Raw genomic sequence first — 15,882 nt, forward strand, 5'->3', positions numbered from 1 at the left:
GGCCGAGAAGACGTTTCCCGACGAGAGAACCTGTAACTATCAGGGAAGCTTCGCGCACCTTCAGTGCAAGCAGCCATGCTGTGACGAGCTCTTCGACGCGAGCCCCTACGTCGAGCGCATGCTCGCGGGCATGGCGGGGTTCGAGGTCCTCAGCGAGGATGTCCCCCGATGCCCGCACTGCGGCTGGCAGCTTGTGCCGTGGGTGCGCGACGACACGTTTCTGCAGGGTGCGGCCTGGCGCGAGAGCCTCGGACGATACGAGCGCTTCGTGCGCGAGCGCAGCGATCGCCGCGTGCTGTTGCTGGAGCTCGGCGTGGGCGAGATGACCCCCGGCATCATCACGCTCCCGTTCTGGAGCATGACCGCGAAGCTGCCGGATGCGCACCTGTTGAGCGTCAACATCTCGAACGGCTCGGCTCCGCTGCAGCTCGGAAGCAAGGCAGAGGCGATTCAGGCAGATTTGGGCGCGCTGCTCTCGGCGGCGCGGACGGGCGACGGTGCTTAAGCCTCCTTGTTGGTCGCTTTAAGGTATGCATCGTCGCCCACGGGCTCCAGCCACTCGTTGGAGGTCTCCTCGCCCGGAACCTCCAACGCGAGATGCGAGAACCAGCTGTCGGGCGCGGCGCCGTGCCAGTGCTTCACCCCCGGGGCGATGTTGACCACGTCGCCGGGGCGCAGCTCCTGTGCCGGCTTTCCCCACTCCTGGTAAAACCCTCGACCAGCCACGCAGACGAGGATCTGCCCACCGCCGCTTTTGGCGTGATGGACGTGCCAGTTGTTGCGGCAGCCGGGCTCGAACGTCACGTTGTGGACACCGACCTGCTCGGTGGAAAGGGGCGCGAGGTAGCTTTGCCCGATAAAGTACTTCGCGAAGGCGTCGTTGGGGGCACCGATGGGGAAAACCATCTCGTTTTGGTGCTGAGCCCTTGCGTCGGCGGCATCGTCGGCCGCCCAGACCTCCTTCGCCATGCGGAAGGCAGCCCACGCCTTGGGCCAACCCGCATAAAACGCCGCGTGCGTAAGGATTTCCGCTATCTCCGTCCTGGTCACTCCATTGTTCTTTGCGGACATCAGGTGATATTTGAACGAAGAGTCCGTCAGCCCCTGCGACATCAGGGCAACCACCGTCACCACGCTGCGGTCGCGCAGGGAGAGCTCACTCTCTCGGCTCCACACCTCGCCGAACAGCACGTCGTCGTTGAGCTGTGCGAATTTGGGAGCGAACTCCCCCAGGGCGTCTCTGCCTGCCGTCTGTTTAACTGCCATGATCGATTTCCTCCTGTCGATAGTTTTGGCACAAATCTGTTTCCGCGCGGCCAAACAGCCCGGCTAGATTCCCATGCCCATTCGCCGCGCCTGCTCCAGAGCGGGATGCCCGGCGATTTCGCCCACGCCGTTCACGCCGCCGGCGAAAACCGTTCCAGCGAGCGTGCAGCGGGAGAAACAGTCAACCCATCCCTGCATCGCCTTTTTCGCCCCGTCGAAGGTCGAGCGCCCGTTCTCCGCCGCCGTCGCCAACAGATATGCCTCGGTGAATGCATAATCGGAGCCAAAAAGCGGGTTAGCGCGGTCCAGCATGGTTTTGAGCTGGCCGCAGACGCTGTAGTAGTAGACGGGCGTTGCAAACACCAGCACATCCGCATCGTGCATTTTGGCGGCAATTTCCACGGCATCGTCTTGGATGACGCAACGCCCCAACTTTAAGCAGGCAAGGCAGCCCCTGCAGAAGCCCATTTGCTTCTCGCGCAGACGCACGGTCTCAACGCTGTGACCTGCCTCCCGCGCGCCGTTGGCGAAAGCCTCCGCCAGCGTCTCGGAATTGCCATTCTTTCGTGGACTTGAAGAAACTATCAAAACCGTTTTGCCCATTACGGAATACCCCTTGCGCTCCCGATTTACATTGACGAGAATGAAGGTAATACCTAAACCTGACTTTAGGTCAAGGAATGAATTCGACATTGTTTCGGAGGAGCCATGTACACAATCGGACAGGTGGCGGAAATGTTCGGTTTGCCCGCTTCAACGCTGCGATATTACGACAAGCAGGGATTGTTCCCGGGGCTGGAGCGGGCATCCGGCATTCGCCGATTCAGCGATACGGAACTCGAAGCGCTTCGGGTCATCGAATGCCTAAAGAAGGCTGGAATGGAGATCAAGGACATCCGGCTGTTCATGGAATGGTGCGCAGAGGGTCCCTCAACATACCCCAAACGCAAGGCCATGTTCGAGGAGCGCAAGGCCCACATGGAGTCGGAGATCGTGAACATGAACCGCGCGCTCGACATGCTGAAGTTCAAATGCTGGTACTACGAGCAGGCAATCCAAGATGGCAACGAGGATAGAGTGAAGGCGCTGATTCCCGATAATTTGCCAGAAGAAATCAAAAATACCTACGATAACGCCCACACTCAATAATGCCGCCCGATGCTCAAGGGGCTTTGGCAAGGAGTCGTTTTAGGCAGATATGCAAAAAGATAGCCTCCGAACCAGAGGGTCCGGAGGCTTTTATTCCCGTTATTTCGCTGGTGGCTTTACTCTATGGCGGCGCCGAAACAGCATCAGGCGGTACTCGACGGTATCAAAACGCGAGTTCAAAAGCCAGTTCCCGCTATTCCCGCTCAGTGACTAATCCAGGCCGAGTGTTGTCGATGCGTGTCGCGTCGTACCGCCTAAGGGCCAATTCGTGCGCAATTTGGGCGAATCAGGCCCTTAATTCGCGATTTTGTGAATGACTCAATTGATTCGCAAAACCGCAGGTCGCCTTTTTAATCACTCCCTAGTTTCCGCCGGGGTTCGTAGCGGGTGGCGTGAAAAGGGGTGATTCAAAGGGTCGGAGAGATGTCTATAGCGCAATCTTCTGGTATTGGCGCAGTGAGGGACTTCTCACCTCCATCAGTCCAAATCGTCAAGCTCCGAAAGACGTCGAGCTAGAGAAAAGGACCTATTTCCCGTCATGGATTGGGTTTACCTGCATGACTAGAGCCCTGGTGTAATTGGCTGGATCACCGTTCCGGGAACCGGTATCGACCTACCTGTCCGCCAAGCTCCTTCTTCAGCTCCAGCTTAGTATCTGACTCACACCGTTATAAGCAAAACCGAAGAGATGCGTCTTGGCCAAGAAATAAGGTTAGCCTTATCTTACTGCATGATTCGTGTGTTATAGTTAGATTGCTCTAACTGTTTGGGGGGCGATAGCCATGCACGAACGCAAGGGCTTCTGGGACAAGAATGCCGGTCGGTACGACCGTTTCATGCGAAAGGACCGGGCGGCGTATGAGAAGATGTATGAGCTGATCAGGCCGGTGGTGAAAGCAAAAACCGTACTGGAGGTTGCCACCGGCACGGGGCTTATCGCAAAGAGCATCGTGGATGCGGCGGTGCACATCGAGGCTACGGACGCTTCTGCACAGATGATCCTTGAAGCAAAGCGGGACAATCAATCCGCAAAGCTGCACTTTTCCGTACAAGATATGTTCCGCCTGCCCTATGCACAGAAGTCCTTCGAAGTGGTGATCGCGTCCAACGCGCTTCACATAGTGCCGCATCCGGAAAAGGCACTGCAAGAAATCAGGCGGGTACTGAAGGACGACGGCGTGCTCATCGCGCCAACCTTCACCCACGCGGGGAACTCGGTTTCCGGCAAGGCAAAAGCCTTTTTCATGAGTATGGCGGGATTCCCCCTCCACAGCAGGTGGACAAGCGAGGAATACCTGCGTTTCCTGCGTCAAAACGGCTGGGCGGTGCAGAAAAGCGCGGTGCTGAAGGCCTCGTTCCCATTGACCTATGCGGAATGCACGAAATCGGAGGGGCCAGATGTCGTTCTTTGAAAACACCCGCAAGCCCGTGGGCCTCGGCGGAAAACTTATGGTTGCCATGATGAATCTGGGCCACAGCCCTGTGGCGCGGTGGGGACTTCGATTTCTACGACTTGCGCCAAATGCCAAGGTGCTGGATTGCGGCTGCGGCGGCGGGGCGAACATAAAACGGCTGCTGAAAAAATGCCCGCATGGCGTCGTCAAGGGCGTCGACTATTCGCCCGTCAGCGTGGAGAAGACTAGAAAGCTCAACCGAATTGCAATTCAGGAGGGGCGTTGCGCCGCTCTGCAAGGCAGTGTGGCGGATATGGTGTTTGAGGATAGCTACTTCGATGCCGCCACGGCCTTTGAGACCGTCTATTTTTGGCCTGATTTGCCCCGATGCTTCCGTGAGGTCTGGCGGACGCTGAAGCCAGGCGGGACAATTCTTATCTGCAACGAGAGCAATGGCGATACGGACAAGGACGAGAGGTGGACGCAGATCATCGGCGGCATGACCATCTACAAGGACATTGAATTAAAGGCATGTCTGGAGCAGGCGGGTTTTCACGAGGTGCAGATACACAAAAAGAAAAAGTGGCTCTGCGTCACGGCGCGGAAGTAGGGGTATCAAGCACGGGCATTTTTGCATCCATCCTGCACATGGCGATAGGCATGACGGTCATAGCGGCTATGCTGGCGGCAATTATGACAGTTTTTATTCACTGAGGAAGAAACCTATGAAATGTAAAATTGAGAAAAACACCGTGCAGGAGACGCTGATCCTCCCGCTGTATTCCCGGAAGCTGTGTACGGAGTTGTACCCGAACCTTTACAGGGATGAAACAGCGGTTCGTCTGCTCGACCAGATCGACTACGACTTTTCAGAGGCAGAGAAAAACTCCCGCAGCCTGATACAGCGCTTTGGTGCGCTGGAGGTGGCCACACGGCAGAGTGATCTTGCTTTCGAGGTGCGGGATTACCTGAAAGGCCACCCCAATGCGGCGGTGGTCAATCTGGGCTGCGGGCTGGACAACACCGGCAGAACCTGCGACAACGGTAGATGCAAGATCTACAATCTGGACTTCCCGGATGTGATTGCCTTGCGGCAGCAGCTACTGCCCGCCGGGGATCGAGAACAAAATATCCCCTGCGACCTGAAAGACACCGCATGGTTTAGCAAAATCGATGCCTCCCGCGGGGCGGTGTTCTTTGCCTCCGGGGTGTTCTATTACTTTCTGACCCAGCAGGTCCGGGAACTGGTGCGGGGGATGGCGGACGCTTTCCCCGGCAGTGTGCTGGTCTTTGATGCTGCCAATCGGACGGCGGTAAAGATGATCGCAAAAACATGGCTTAAGACTGCAAAAATCAAGGATGTGGGGGCATATTTTGCGGTTTCGGATGCCGCCAAGGAAATCGGCACGTGGGACAGCCGTCTGCAGGTCACAAGTCGCGGCTATATGCTGGGCTACAACGATTTGAGAGACTCTTCTGTCAGCTGCTTTTTCCGGTTTCTCGCAAGGGTCGGTGACAACGGGATGAAAATGCAAATCGTGAAAATAAGATTTTGAGAGGCGAAAACGAAGCGCATTCACTTTGACGTCGAAGAAGACGGCTTTTACGGCGCATATTGGGCGTGCAAGGACACGCATACAGCAGCGGGCACGGATTCAATTGAAACCGTGCCCGCTATCTGATACTATATTATTTTATCGAACGTATGTTCTATTCCCACTCGATGGTCGCGGGCGGCTTGGACGTAATGTCGTAGCATACGCGGTTGGCGCCAGGGACCTCGGCAACGATGCGGCCGGAGATGCGGGCCAGGACGTCGTAGGGCAGCTTGGCCCAGTCGGCGGTCATGGCGTCGCTGGACTCCACGGCGCGCAAGATGATCGGGCGCTGATAGGTGCGCTCGTCGCCCATAACGCCAACGGACTTGATGTCGGGCAGGACCGCAAAATACTGCCAGCAGCTGTGCTCGGAGTTGCGCTCGCCGGTCTGCTCAAACAGACGCTGGTTATAGGCGTCGAGCTCCTCGCGCACGATGGCGTCGGCATTCTTGAGGATCTCGAGCTTCTCCTTGTCGACCGCACCGATGATGCGGATGGCCAGGCCCGGGCCCGGGAAGGGCTGACGGAACACGATGTGACCCGGCAGGCCCAGCGCCAGGCCAAGCGCGCGGACCTCGTCCTTAAAGAAGTGATCGAGCGGCTCAATGAGGTCGAAGTGCACGCCCTCGGGGAACGGAATCAGGTTGTGGTGGCTCTTGATGGTGGCCGTCTTGCCGCCCGTCTTGCGAGCGCCGGACTCGATGATGTCGGGGTAGATGGTGCCCTGAGCCAGGTACTTGACCGGCTTGCCATCGGTCTCGAGCTGCTGCGCCACGGCGAAGAACTCTTTCCAGAACTGCGTACCGATGATGCGGCGCTTCTCCTCGGGCTCGGTCACGCCGGCCAGAAGCTCGGCATAACGGTCCTCGGCGTGGACGTGGATAAAGTCGACGTCGAACTGCTTGGTGAAGACCTCCTCCACCTGCTCGGGCTCGCCCTTACGCAGCAGGCCGTGGTTGATGAACACGCAGGTCATCTGCTTGCCCACGGCGCGAGCGCCCAGCGCAGCCACGACGGAGGAGTCGACGCCGCCGGACAGGGCCAGAATCACGCGGTCGTCGCCGACCTTCTCGCGGAACTCGGCCGTCATGGTCTCGACCAGGTTGTCCATGCTCCAGTTGGGCTCCAGGCCGCAGATCTCAAACAGGAAGTTGCTCAGCAGCTGCTGACCGTACTCGGAGTGCTTGACCTCGGGGTGGAACTGAGTGGTGAAAATCTTGCGCTCGACGCACTCCATGGCGGCAACCGGGCACACGTCGGTGCTGGCGGTAACGGTAAAGCCCTCGGGCACCTCGGACACGGCGTCGCGGTGGCTCATCCACACGGTCTGCTCCATGGGCGTGGAGTTAAAGAGCTTGGCGCCGGCCGTGCGCGTGATGGTGGCGCGGCCGTACTCGCCCACCTCGGAGTGGCCGACCTTGCCGCCGAGCGTCACGGCCGTGATCTGATGGCCGTAGCAAAAGCCCAGGACGGGAAGGCCCAGGTCAAAGATGGCAGGATCGATGGATGGAGCGTCCTCAGCATACACGGAGGCCGGGCCGCCAGAAAGGATGAGCGCAGAGGCGTTCATCTCGCGAATCTCGTCGGCTGAGATGTCGCAGGGAACGATCTCGGAATACACGTTGAGGTCGCGGACGCGACGGGCAATGAGCTGACCGTACTGCGCACCAAAGTCGAGTACGAGGACCTTTGCGGAAGCCTTTTGATCCATGGTTTCCCCCTCTTGTTGGCGGGGAGCCGGTGCCCACCCGCGTGAATGAACGAAAATAACTTCCATAGTGTACACGTTATATGGGGTTTCTCGTCCCTCGCGGCCATCAGCGCACGGCAAACGCACGACCTGGGCCCTTATTTGACGGCAATTGAAGTGTTACCAAACATTACAGATGATGTAATACGTTTGAACATCGGACGCCCTGTGCCACAATACTGCCGAACGACTCCGCCTCTGCGGCGGCAAATACGATAGGAATACCAGCATGAAGCGCATCCTTCTCATCGCCACGGGCGGCACCATCGCATCGACCGAGGACGGCAACGGCCTCTCCCCCGCCCTGACCGGTGAGGAGCTCGCCCAGAGCGTCCCCGAGATCTCAGGCCTCTGCGAGCTCGACGTGGTGCAGCCCATGAACATCGACAGCACCAATATGCGCCCCAGTGACTGGATGCGTATCCGCGACGTCATCGTCGAGGGTTATGCCGACCACGACGGCTTCGTGATTCTGCACGGCACCGACACCATGAGCTACACCGCGGCGGCGCTTTCCTACTTGATTCAGGACAGCCCCAAGCCCATCGTACTCACCGGCTCGCAAAAGCCCATGGGCAATCCCTTTACCGACGCCAAGCTCAACCTGTACCAGAGCCTGCTCTATGCGCTCGACGAACACTCGCACGACGTCTCAATCGTGTTTGGCGGCGTAGCCATTGCCGGCACGCGCGCCCGCAAACAGCGCACCATGAGCTTTAACGCGTTCATTAGCGTCAACTATCCGCCCATCGCCTATATCCGCAACGACCGCATCGTGCGCAACGGGCTTCACGGCACTCATCAGAATGAGAGCCCGGTTCGTTTCTACGACAGTATCGACCCGCGCGTGTTTGTCCTTAAGCTGACGCCCGGCGTGAACCCGGGTATCCTGGACGCCCTAGCCGATAGCTACGATGCCGTAATCCTTGAGACCTTTGGCATCGGCGGTATTCCCGAGTTTGGTGAGTCGGGCGAGCCGTTCCAAGAGGCAATTTTCCGCTGGGTCGATTCGGGCCGCACCGTCGTTATGACCACACAGGTCCCCGAAGAGGGCCTCGATCTGGGCGTTTATGAGGTCGGCCGTGCTTACGCCGATCATCCGGGCATTCTGCGCGGCGACGACATGACCACCGAGACGCTCGTGGCCAAGACCATGTGGGCGCTCGGCCAGTCACGCGATGCCGCCGAGATCCAGCGCCTGTTCTACAGCCAAGTCAACCACGACCGCATCCCGATGGCCTAATTCAGTTGTCGACGGGTATCCCCTATTCGATACCCTCGAGAAGCTCTGACACCGTCATGCCAAGGGCGGGCGCGATCTTAAATAGAACCTTGAGCGTGAAATTTGCCGTCCCATCTTCGATTCGGTCGAGGTAGGGTCGGCTGATTCCTGTCGCCACACAAAAATCAACCTTGGAGATACCAAGGTCCCTGCGTGTCTCTTCGACCCGCCTGCCAAGAATCTGTTTAGCACGTTCGTCCATGCAGACGAGTTTGAAATGGAGCCGAACATAAACGTAAACTATAGTTTACGTTTTGCCGAATACACAGGAGTTTTCTATGTCGGGTTCTTCGGTCCGCACGTACCGAGCCACGCTTCGCACAAACAGCGCACCGCCCAAGCTCGTCGTCGTTGAAGCAGAATGTCTTTCGCCCGATGAGCGCACAGCATTTGCATTGCTATCAAGTCGCGTCGCCGCCGTTCTGGTCCCTTGCCCGGCGCAAGGCGAACTTGCCATCCAATGCCAAGCGCACAGCTGCTCGCTCAATCAGGCTGCCGTAATCGCAACCAGCCAACGCGGTCTGCCCCTTCTCCTGGAAGCCGGTACCGCGCTCACCCTTCGCGGCGCCGGATACGAAAACGAGGCCGCCGCCGACATGGTCTTTAAACCACGATCGAGCGGCGGCCTCGCAGCAGCCATTGAATATGCGTGCAGGCTCGTTGCCTAGAAGAACAAGTTAGAAACCAAAGCCAAAGCCCGTTCCGGTAATCGCCGAGTACATAAAGTAAACGTTAATCACGTTGAGGAACACACCCGTGATGCAACCGTTGCGCAGGTAGCGTTCGCACACGATACGCGCCATGGCGGCGGAGTCATCATTGTTTTTAGCCTGGCGTCCTGCCGTAAAGTACGTCACCACGCTCAGCAGCAGGTTGAGCACCGGCAGCGCCAGCAACTCGTAGCTCTTGCCCCAGCGCGTCGCCTCGCCGGCGGCATTAAACTTTGTTGCCACCTCGGGACCAATGTTGGGGATAACACACGCTGCGACCACCAGCGGAATCACCGCAAGTATGAGCAGCGCAATACCCATGTAGCCGGCTTTTTTGCCATATTTAAACATGTGCGTCGTCCTTACACGTTAAAGCGGAAGTGCACGACGTCGCCATCGGCCATGACATAGTCCTTGCCCTCAATACGCAGCTTGCCGGCGGCCTTGGCGCCTTGCTCGCCGCCGAGCTCGATGTAGTCGTCATAGCCAATGACCTCGGCCTTAATAAAGCCGCGCTCAAAGTCGGTGTGGATGACGCCGGCGGCCTGCGGGGCGGTCGCGCCCTGACGAACCGTCCAGGCCTTGACCTCCATCTCGCCGGCCGTAAAGAACGACTGCAGGCCAAGCAGCTTATAGGCCGCCTGTGCGAGCACGTCCAGGCCGGGCTGCTCCAAGCCCAAGCTCTCCAGGTAGTCGGCGGTGTCCTCGGGATCGAGCTCGGAAAGCTCGGCCTCGATCTTGGCGCAGATGGGCAGCGGCTTAACACCATCGATGGGCGCCAGATCGTCGTTGAGCATATCCTCGTCCACGTTGGCCACATACAGGATGGGCTTCATAGTGAGCAGGAACAGGCCCTTGGCAGCGGCGCGCTCCTCGTCGGTCATCTCCATGGACGCGGCGCGCTTGCCCTCGTTGAGCCAGGCAAGCAGACGCTTGGCGACCTCGAACTTGGGCATGAGCTCCTTGTCGCGCTTGGCCTCCTTCTCGAGCTTGGGCAGCTGCTTCTCGAGCGTGCCCATGTCGGCCAGGATGAGCTCGGTCATGATGGTATCGGCGTCACCGGCGGGATCGACGAACTCGCCCGTGCGGCCCACCTCACGCATGACGTTGGGGTCCTTAAAGTAGCGCACGACCTCGCAGATGGCGTCGGTCTCGCGAATGTTGGCCAGGAACTGGTTGCCCAAGCCCTCGCCCTCGTTGGCGCCCTTCACCAGACCTGCGATGTCGACGAACTCGACCGTCGCCGGCACGATGCGACCCGGGTTAACGATGTCGGCGAGCTTTTGCAGGCGGCTATCGGGCACGTCGACGATACCCACGTTGGGGTCGATCGTGGCGAACGGATAGTTGGCGGCAAGGCCGGTCTTTTTGGTAAGCGCGGTGAACAGCGTCGACTTGCCCACGTTGGGCAGGCCCACGATACCGATGGAAAGGGACACGACAGCTCCTTTTGGTACAAGCATTTCAAACTGCATAAGTATAGCGCCGCCGCAGCATCTGGGCTAACCCGGACGCCACGGCGGCACGAATGAAGCAGAGATAGGGGTCGCTGACTAGTCCGCGAGCTTCTCCACCTGATCGAGCATCTTGTCGAGCTTGGCCTTCGCCTCAGCCTTGACCTTCTGGGCTTCTTCGTGGGCCCTGGCCTTCTGGGCGGCCTTTTCCTCGGCCTCGGGATCGACGACGACTAGGTTGGATGCATCATGTTCAACCAACTTAAGCGCATGCTCGGGGCACACCTTGACGCAGGCTCCGCAGCCTAGGCAATACGTGGACTCCAGTGCAAAGCGGCCGCTTCCCACCAAATCGCAGGCAAACGTGGGGCACACGTTGACGCACTCGCCACACGACGTGCACTTGTCAAAATCGCATTCCGGCGTGCTCACCTGCATGTTCTGGGCAAGCTCGGGGTGGTTTTGCAGCGTCGAGAGCACCAGCTGGCGCCCATGGGTGAGCGAACGGCGACGCTTGGTCGTCGTGGTGCCGCACATGGTGTTGAGCGTGCGCTCCAGCTGGGTGATCTGATGGCGATGGGCTTTGAGCTTCTGCGTCACCGAAGCCAGTGCCGCCGTCGCCGGATTGAGTTTGGTCACGGTCAGGCCCGTGGTACGGGCGATCTTTTCCATGTATTCCTTGCGCTCGTACTCGCGGCGCTTATGGCATTTGAGGCTCTTGGGGTCGACCTCCAGGCCCATACCCGTACCAGCCCATTCCTCGGCCTTCGCAATCGCCTCGCCCAGCATGTCCTCGCCACCGGTGTTGCGGCATTTATCGCACACGCCCAGCGGCAGATACACACTCACGTTGGGATAGTCGGCCAGCACCGAGAACCAGGTCTCGGCTGTAATATCGCCCACGCAGGCAACGACGACCTCGTTCTCGCGCGGCATGCGCTTAAGGGCGCGCGTGCAGGTAACGTAGGCGGTCTCGTGACTTGTAGCCGCCGAGACAATGTCGTCATACAGGTTTTTGGGCGCCAGGCGCGGCGAGATGATCGCCTCAGTCGGACAGGCAGCGGCGCACAGGCCACACTTGCGACAGGAATCGAGGATCTCGATGGCATCTTCCTCGACCTCGATGGCGTTGACCGGGCACACGTCCATGCACGCGGTGCAGCCACTCTTTTCGTTTTTGCAGGTCAAGCACGGAATGGTGTTGCCGCGCGGACGCTCCTTGTAGTCAGCAGGATTCCACTGCGGCGCCGACGGATCGAGCGCATCGGTCACACCGCCAAGCGGGTTTTTAAGAAAGTCGAAACCCTTGCTGATCTCGATAATGTCATCAAACAGATCGTGTTCCTGCGCCATGCGCGGCCCCTCCCTGAGCAGTGCAAACAAGCAAGAGATAATGATACGCTATCGGCCCACGCCTCGGGCAAATTACACGCGGAGCATCTTTGCGGCAAATAGCCCATGGCCTATCGCCGCCTCGATTGCACAAGGCCAATCAAGCGCCAAACTATGCCTCGCACATGAGCTGCACGAGCTTTTGCCTGGTCACCTTTGTCTGTTCGTTGGCCATGTTGCGCTCGTTCTTAAAAGTTGCGTCAGCAACGCTCAGCAAATCGGCATCGGTAATCTCATCAAGCCCCAGCTCCTCAAGCGTCGTCGGCAGACCGACGCGCTGGCAAAACTCGAGCACCTGTTCAAGCTCGGGCGCACGCTCCAGACGAAGCTGGACCACCAGACCAAACGCCACGGCCTCGCCGTGCATAGCCTTGCACTCGGGCAAAATCGTCAGGCCGTTGGCGATGGCATGCGCCAACGCCAAGCCACCGCTCTCAAAGCCAACGCCCGAAAGCAGGATGTTGCACTCGATCAGACGCTCAACCGCCGGCGATATACGCCCCTTCTTGAGATCGCGCTTGGCAGCGACGCCGCACTCCATAAGCGTGTCATAGCAGGCACGAGCCGCAACCAAGGCCAAGTGTCCCGGCGCGCCACCATGCTCGTTGGCGCCATGCGCCGCGGCGCACGAACGTGCCTCGAAGTACGTTGCCAGCGCGTCGCCCATGCCGGCGACCGTCATACGCAGCGGGGCTGCCGCGAGCACGTTGGTGTCGACCACAACTAGGTCTGGATTCTTCTCAAGCATCAGGTAGCGGTCGAACGATCCATCCTCGTGATACAGCACCGAAATCGCGCTGCACGGACCGTCCATTGAGGCCGCCGTGGGACATACGCACAACGGCAACTCGGCATAAAACGCAACGGCCTTGGCGATATCGAGCATCTTGCCGCCGCCAATACCCACCACCATGTCGCAATACTCAGCCTGGGCTTCCTTAGCCATTTTTACAACGGCCTCTTCCGTACACGGACCGTCATAAATCTTAAAGAACGGTTCACTCAGATCGTCGTCCAGAAATCCATCGACGATCTGCCCGCACAGCCGATCCTCGGTGCCCTGGTCAAACAAGACATAGGCAGCGCAGCCCAACCATGACAAATACTTGCCCTGGCGCGAAAGCTCCCCCGGCCCCTGAACATACCGGCCGGGACCGCCGTAAACCATAGGAAGCGCCATACGAGAATCCACCCTTCATCAAACAACGATTGGTGCAAAGTAACCTGACCCCTTTGCACCTTAGCAAAAAGGGGCAAAGCCATCTGCTGGCTTTGCCCCTTCCTTAGCTTGATTTACTCATCCATAAGGTAGTAGTGGCCCAGTGCGTCTGCACCCAGAATGGCGTTTGCGACCATCTCGGGCGTCACCTCAAACGGCATGTTGCACATGGTGTCATCGGGCGCGCAGGCGGCCTCGGCAACAATCATGGCCTGCTCACGCGTAAGCTCGGCAACGCCAAGTTCCTTCATCGTGACCGGCAGGCCCAGCTCAATGCAGAAGCCCAAGACTTCCTCGAGCTTCTCAGTCGGGGCATCCTCGAGTACCAGCTGGACGATAGTGCCAAAGGCGACCTTCTCGCCGTGATACATGCCGTGGCACTCGGGCAGCATCGTCAGGCCATTGTGGATGGCATGAGCAGCAGCAAGGCCCGAGCTCTCAAAGCCAATGCCCGAAAGCAGCGTATTGGCCTCGATGATATGCTCGACGGCAGGCGTGAGCGCACCCTTCTCCAGCGCAACCTTGGCCTTGACGCCATCGGCCATGAGCGTCTCATAGCAGAGCTTGGCGAGCGCCAGGCCGGCCATTCCGCCCTTACCGCCAGCGCAGGTGCCGCCGTCGGCATCGTGCGTCGCCTGAGCCTCGAAATAGGTTGCGAGCGCATCGCCCATACCGGAAACCGTCAGGCGCACCGGGCTCGCCGCGATAACCGTCGTGTCCATAAGGACAATGTTGGGGTTTGCCTTAAGGAAGAGATACTTGTCGAACTGGCCGTCATCGGTATAGAGCACCGAAAGCGCCGAACACGGGGCATCGGTCGAAGCAATGGTGGGGCAAATGATAACCGGGGACTCCAGGTAATAGGCGACGGCCTTCGCGGTGTCGAGGATTTTGCCGCCACCGACGCCGACGATGATGTCGCAACCGTTGTCGCGAGCGAGCGCAACCAGGCGATCGACCTCGCCCTTGGAGCACTCACCGTTAAAGTCCTCAAACAGCAGCTCGGCCTTAGCCTCGGCAAAGCCGCCCTCGATCTTGGCACCGACGCGCTTCTTGCCCGAAGGCGTCACGATGACGAGGGCCTTAGCGCCGAGCGGCTCGACATAGGAGCCGAGCTTGGCGAGCTCGTCCGGACCCTGGATGTACTTGCTGGGGCTATTGAAAATTGCAGCCATAACTATCCCATTCTCTAAAAGAAAAAAGAAAGGGGCTCCGTACGGATACGTGCGGAGCCCCTCGTTACGATAACAAGAGTCGATTAGAAATCGATGTCGGTGTCGTAGTAGCAGGCCTTGAGGATCTTCTCGAAGTCGGCAGCCTTGGTCTCACGCGGGTTCTCGGGCGTGCAGGCGTCGGTCTCGGCGTTCGCAGCGATCTCGGGCAGCTTGGCGAGGAACTCCTCCTCGGAAACCATCTGCGGGTTCTCGGCGTCGACCTTCACGCCACCATTCGCGTAATCCTTGATGGACTGCGGAATGTTGAGCTGGTCATTGAGGTCGCGAATCTTCTGGACGAGCGCAGCGATGAGCTCCTCGTTGGTCTCGCCGGGAAGGTGCAGGATCTCCTTGGCCACGTAAGCGTAACGCTCAGCAGCACGCGGATCCTTGGAGTTCCACTGGATAACCTTGCCCAGGTACATGGCGTTAGCGGCACCGTGGATGATGTGGCCGTTCTCGAAGGCAGCACCGGTCTTGTGAGCCATGGAGTGAACGATGCCGAGCAGGCCCGAGGAGAAGGCGATACCGGCGATGCACTGAGCCTCGTGCATGTGCTGACGGGCCTCATGGTCGCCAGCATAGGACTTGGGCAGCCACTCGACGATCTCGCGGATGCCGTGCAGGGCGTTGGCGTCGGTGAACATAGAGGCGCAGGTGGAAACGTAGGCCTCCATGCAGTGGGTCAGAGCATCCATGCCGGTGTGAGCGCACAGCTTGGCGGGCATGGTGTAGGTGAGCTCGGGGTCGACGATGGCGACATCAGGGGTGATGTTGAAGTCGGCCAGCGGGTACTTGATGCCCTTGGCGTAGTCGGTAATGACGGAGAACGCGGTGACCTCGGTAGCGGTGCCGGAGGTAGAGGAGATGGCGCAGAAATGAGCCTTCTGACGCAGCTCCGGGAAGCTGAACGGCTGGATGATGTTATCGAAGGACTCCTCGGGATACTCGTAGAAGACCCACATGGCCTTAGCGGCATCGATGGGCGAGCCGCCACCGATGGCGATAATCCAGTCGGGCTCGAACTCGCGCATGGCCTCGGCGCCCTTCATGACCGTCTCGATGGACGGGTCGGACTCGACGCCCTCGAACAGCTTGACCTCGAAACCGCCTTCCTTAAGGTCGTTCTCGACGTCCTGCAGGAACCCGCCACGGCGCATAGAGCTGCCGCCAGAAACGATGATGGCCTTCTTGCCCTTGAGGTTCTTCACCTCGTGGCGAGCGCCCTCACCAAAGTACAGATCGCGAGGATTGGTAAAACGTCCCATACTGTGCCTCCTAAACAAGCCCCTCTTAGACTTGCGTATATAACGGAGCACCCAATTGGCTCCGTTAGGACCGGTTTGCGCGTTGCCGGCGATGACAATGCGCGATGTCTAAACGTCTCAACGCTCAGACAAACACTATTCTACCGTTCTGGTTGGTCAGTTATTCACCTAAAGCCGACAATGATG

The 15,882-nt window shown here is 59.0% G+C and carries 16 protein-coding genes and 1 pseudogene; 7 read left to right on the plus strand and 10 right to left on the minus strand.

Annotation, left to right across the window (positions count from 1 at the left end; all coding sequences use genetic code 11):
• Window positions 1-505: pseudogene (locus DXD48_RS00775) on the plus strand (hypothetical protein); the annotation flags it as partial.
• Here DXD48_RS00775 and DXD48_RS00780 read toward each other — a convergent pair.
• A complete protein-coding gene (locus DXD48_RS00780) occupies window positions 502-1,266 on the minus strand; it encodes a carboxymuconolactone decarboxylase family protein (protein ID WP_055251066.1) in 765 nt (254 codons plus the stop codon). The pseudogene DXD48_RS00775 and the gene DXD48_RS00780 overlap by 4 nt on opposite strands.
• Window positions 1,267-1,329: 63 nt before the next feature.
• Entirely contained in the window at window positions 1,330-1,959 is a 630-nt protein-coding gene (locus DXD48_RS00785) for a flavodoxin family protein (protein ID WP_197032839.1), read from the minus strand.
• A gap of 15 nt (window positions 1,960-1,974) precedes the next feature.
• On the opposite strand from DXD48_RS00785, the gene DXD48_RS00790 reads away from it, so the two are divergent.
• The 4 genes from DXD48_RS00790 to DXD48_RS00805 all read left to right on the plus strand — a co-directional run bounded on the left by DXD48_RS00790 (window position 1,975) and on the right by DXD48_RS00805 (window position 5,365).
• The gene (locus DXD48_RS00790) at window positions 1,975-2,415 is read left to right on the plus strand and encodes a MerR family transcriptional regulator (RefSeq protein WP_117563602.1); all 441 of its coding nucleotides are present in this window, start codon (window positions 1,975-1,977) and stop codon (window positions 2,413-2,415) included.
• Between the two features lie 782 nt (window positions 2,416-3,197).
• The gene (locus tag DXD48_RS00795) at window positions 3,198-3,827 is read left to right on the plus strand and encodes a class I SAM-dependent methyltransferase (RefSeq protein ID WP_117563603.1); all 630 of its coding nucleotides are present in this window, start codon (window positions 3,198-3,200) and stop codon (window positions 3,825-3,827) included.
• On the plus strand, window positions 3,814-4,419 hold the full coding sequence (locus DXD48_RS00800) for a class I SAM-dependent methyltransferase (RefSeq protein WP_117563604.1): 606 nt from the start codon (window positions 3,814-3,816) through the stop codon (window positions 4,417-4,419). The genes DXD48_RS00795 and DXD48_RS00800 overlap by 14 nt, the downstream gene beginning before the upstream one ends.
• A 115-nt stretch (window positions 4,420-4,534) precedes the next feature.
• Window positions 4,535-5,365: a class I SAM-dependent methyltransferase gene (locus tag DXD48_RS00805; protein WP_055251056.1), complete on the plus strand. Its 831-nt coding sequence runs from the start codon at window positions 4,535-4,537 to the stop codon at window positions 5,363-5,365.
• Window positions 5,366-5,519: 154 nt separating this feature from the next.
• On the opposite strand, the gene guaA is transcribed toward DXD48_RS00805, so the two are convergent.
• A complete protein-coding gene (guaA, locus tag DXD48_RS00810) occupies window positions 5,520-7,118 on the minus strand; it encodes a glutamine-hydrolyzing GMP synthase (RefSeq protein ID WP_035136929.1) in 1,599 nt (532 codons plus the stop codon).
• Window positions 7,119-7,386: 268 nt separating this feature from the next.
• Between guaA and DXD48_RS00815 the strand changes: the two genes are divergently transcribed.
• Window positions 7,387-8,400, plus strand: a complete 1,014-nt coding sequence (locus DXD48_RS00815) for an asparaginase (protein ID WP_117563605.1) — start codon at window positions 7,387-7,389, stop codon at window positions 8,398-8,400.
• Window positions 8,401-8,422: 22 nt separating this feature from the next.
• Here DXD48_RS00815 and DXD48_RS10355 read toward each other — a convergent pair whose 3' ends face one another.
• The gene (locus DXD48_RS10355) at window positions 8,423-8,641 is read right to left on the minus strand and encodes a helix-turn-helix domain-containing protein (RefSeq protein WP_035136926.1); all 219 of its coding nucleotides are present in this window, start codon (window positions 8,639-8,641) and stop codon (window positions 8,423-8,425) included.
• A 76-nt stretch (window positions 8,642-8,717) separates the two neighbouring features.
• On the opposite strand from DXD48_RS10355, the gene DXD48_RS00825 reads away from it, so the two are divergent.
• Entirely contained in the window at window positions 8,718-9,107 is a 390-nt protein-coding gene (locus DXD48_RS00825; protein ID WP_117563606.1) for a hypothetical protein, read from the plus strand.
• Between the two features lie 9 nt (window positions 9,108-9,116).
• On the opposite strand, the gene DXD48_RS00830 is transcribed toward DXD48_RS00825, so the two are convergent.
• The 6 genes from DXD48_RS00830 to DXD48_RS00855 all read right to left on the minus strand — a co-directional run bounded on the left by DXD48_RS00830 (window position 9,117) and on the right by DXD48_RS00855 (window position 15,696).
• Window positions 9,117-9,500 carry a DUF1648 domain-containing protein gene (locus tag DXD48_RS00830; protein WP_117563607.1) on the minus strand — a complete coding sequence of 128 codons (384 nt, stop codon included), beginning with the start codon at window positions 9,498-9,500 and terminating at the stop codon, window positions 9,117-9,119.
• An 11-nt stretch (window positions 9,501-9,511) separates the two neighbouring features.
• Window positions 9,512-10,588, minus strand: a complete 1,077-nt coding sequence (gene ychF / locus DXD48_RS00835; RefSeq protein WP_117563608.1) for a redox-regulated ATPase YchF — start codon at window positions 10,586-10,588, stop codon at window positions 9,512-9,514.
• A gap of 114 nt (window positions 10,589-10,702) precedes the next feature.
• On the minus strand, window positions 10,703-11,956 hold the full coding sequence (locus DXD48_RS00840) for a 4Fe-4S binding protein (RefSeq protein WP_117563609.1): 1,254 nt from the start codon (window positions 11,954-11,956) through the stop codon (window positions 10,703-10,705).
• Between the two features lie 151 nt (window positions 11,957-12,107).
• On the minus strand, window positions 12,108-13,175 hold the full coding sequence (locus DXD48_RS00845; protein ID WP_117563610.1) for a glycerol dehydrogenase: 1,068 nt from the start codon (window positions 13,173-13,175) through the stop codon (window positions 12,108-12,110).
• A 113-nt stretch (window positions 13,176-13,288) separates the two neighbouring features.
• On the minus strand, window positions 13,289-14,389 hold the full coding sequence (locus tag DXD48_RS00850) for a glycerol dehydrogenase (RefSeq protein WP_117563611.1): 1,101 nt from the start codon (window positions 14,387-14,389) through the stop codon (window positions 13,289-13,291).
• Window positions 14,390-14,472: 83 nt separating this feature from the next.
• A complete protein-coding gene (locus DXD48_RS00855) occupies window positions 14,473-15,696 on the minus strand; it encodes an iron-containing alcohol dehydrogenase (RefSeq protein ID WP_089572776.1) in 1,224 nt (407 codons plus the stop codon).
• Window positions 15,697-15,882 lie beyond the last annotated feature (186 nt).

The sequence above is a fragment of the Collinsella sp. TM05-37 genome, assembly GCF_003436455.1.
GTDB lineage: Bacteria > Actinomycetota > Coriobacteriia > Coriobacteriales > Coriobacteriaceae > Collinsella.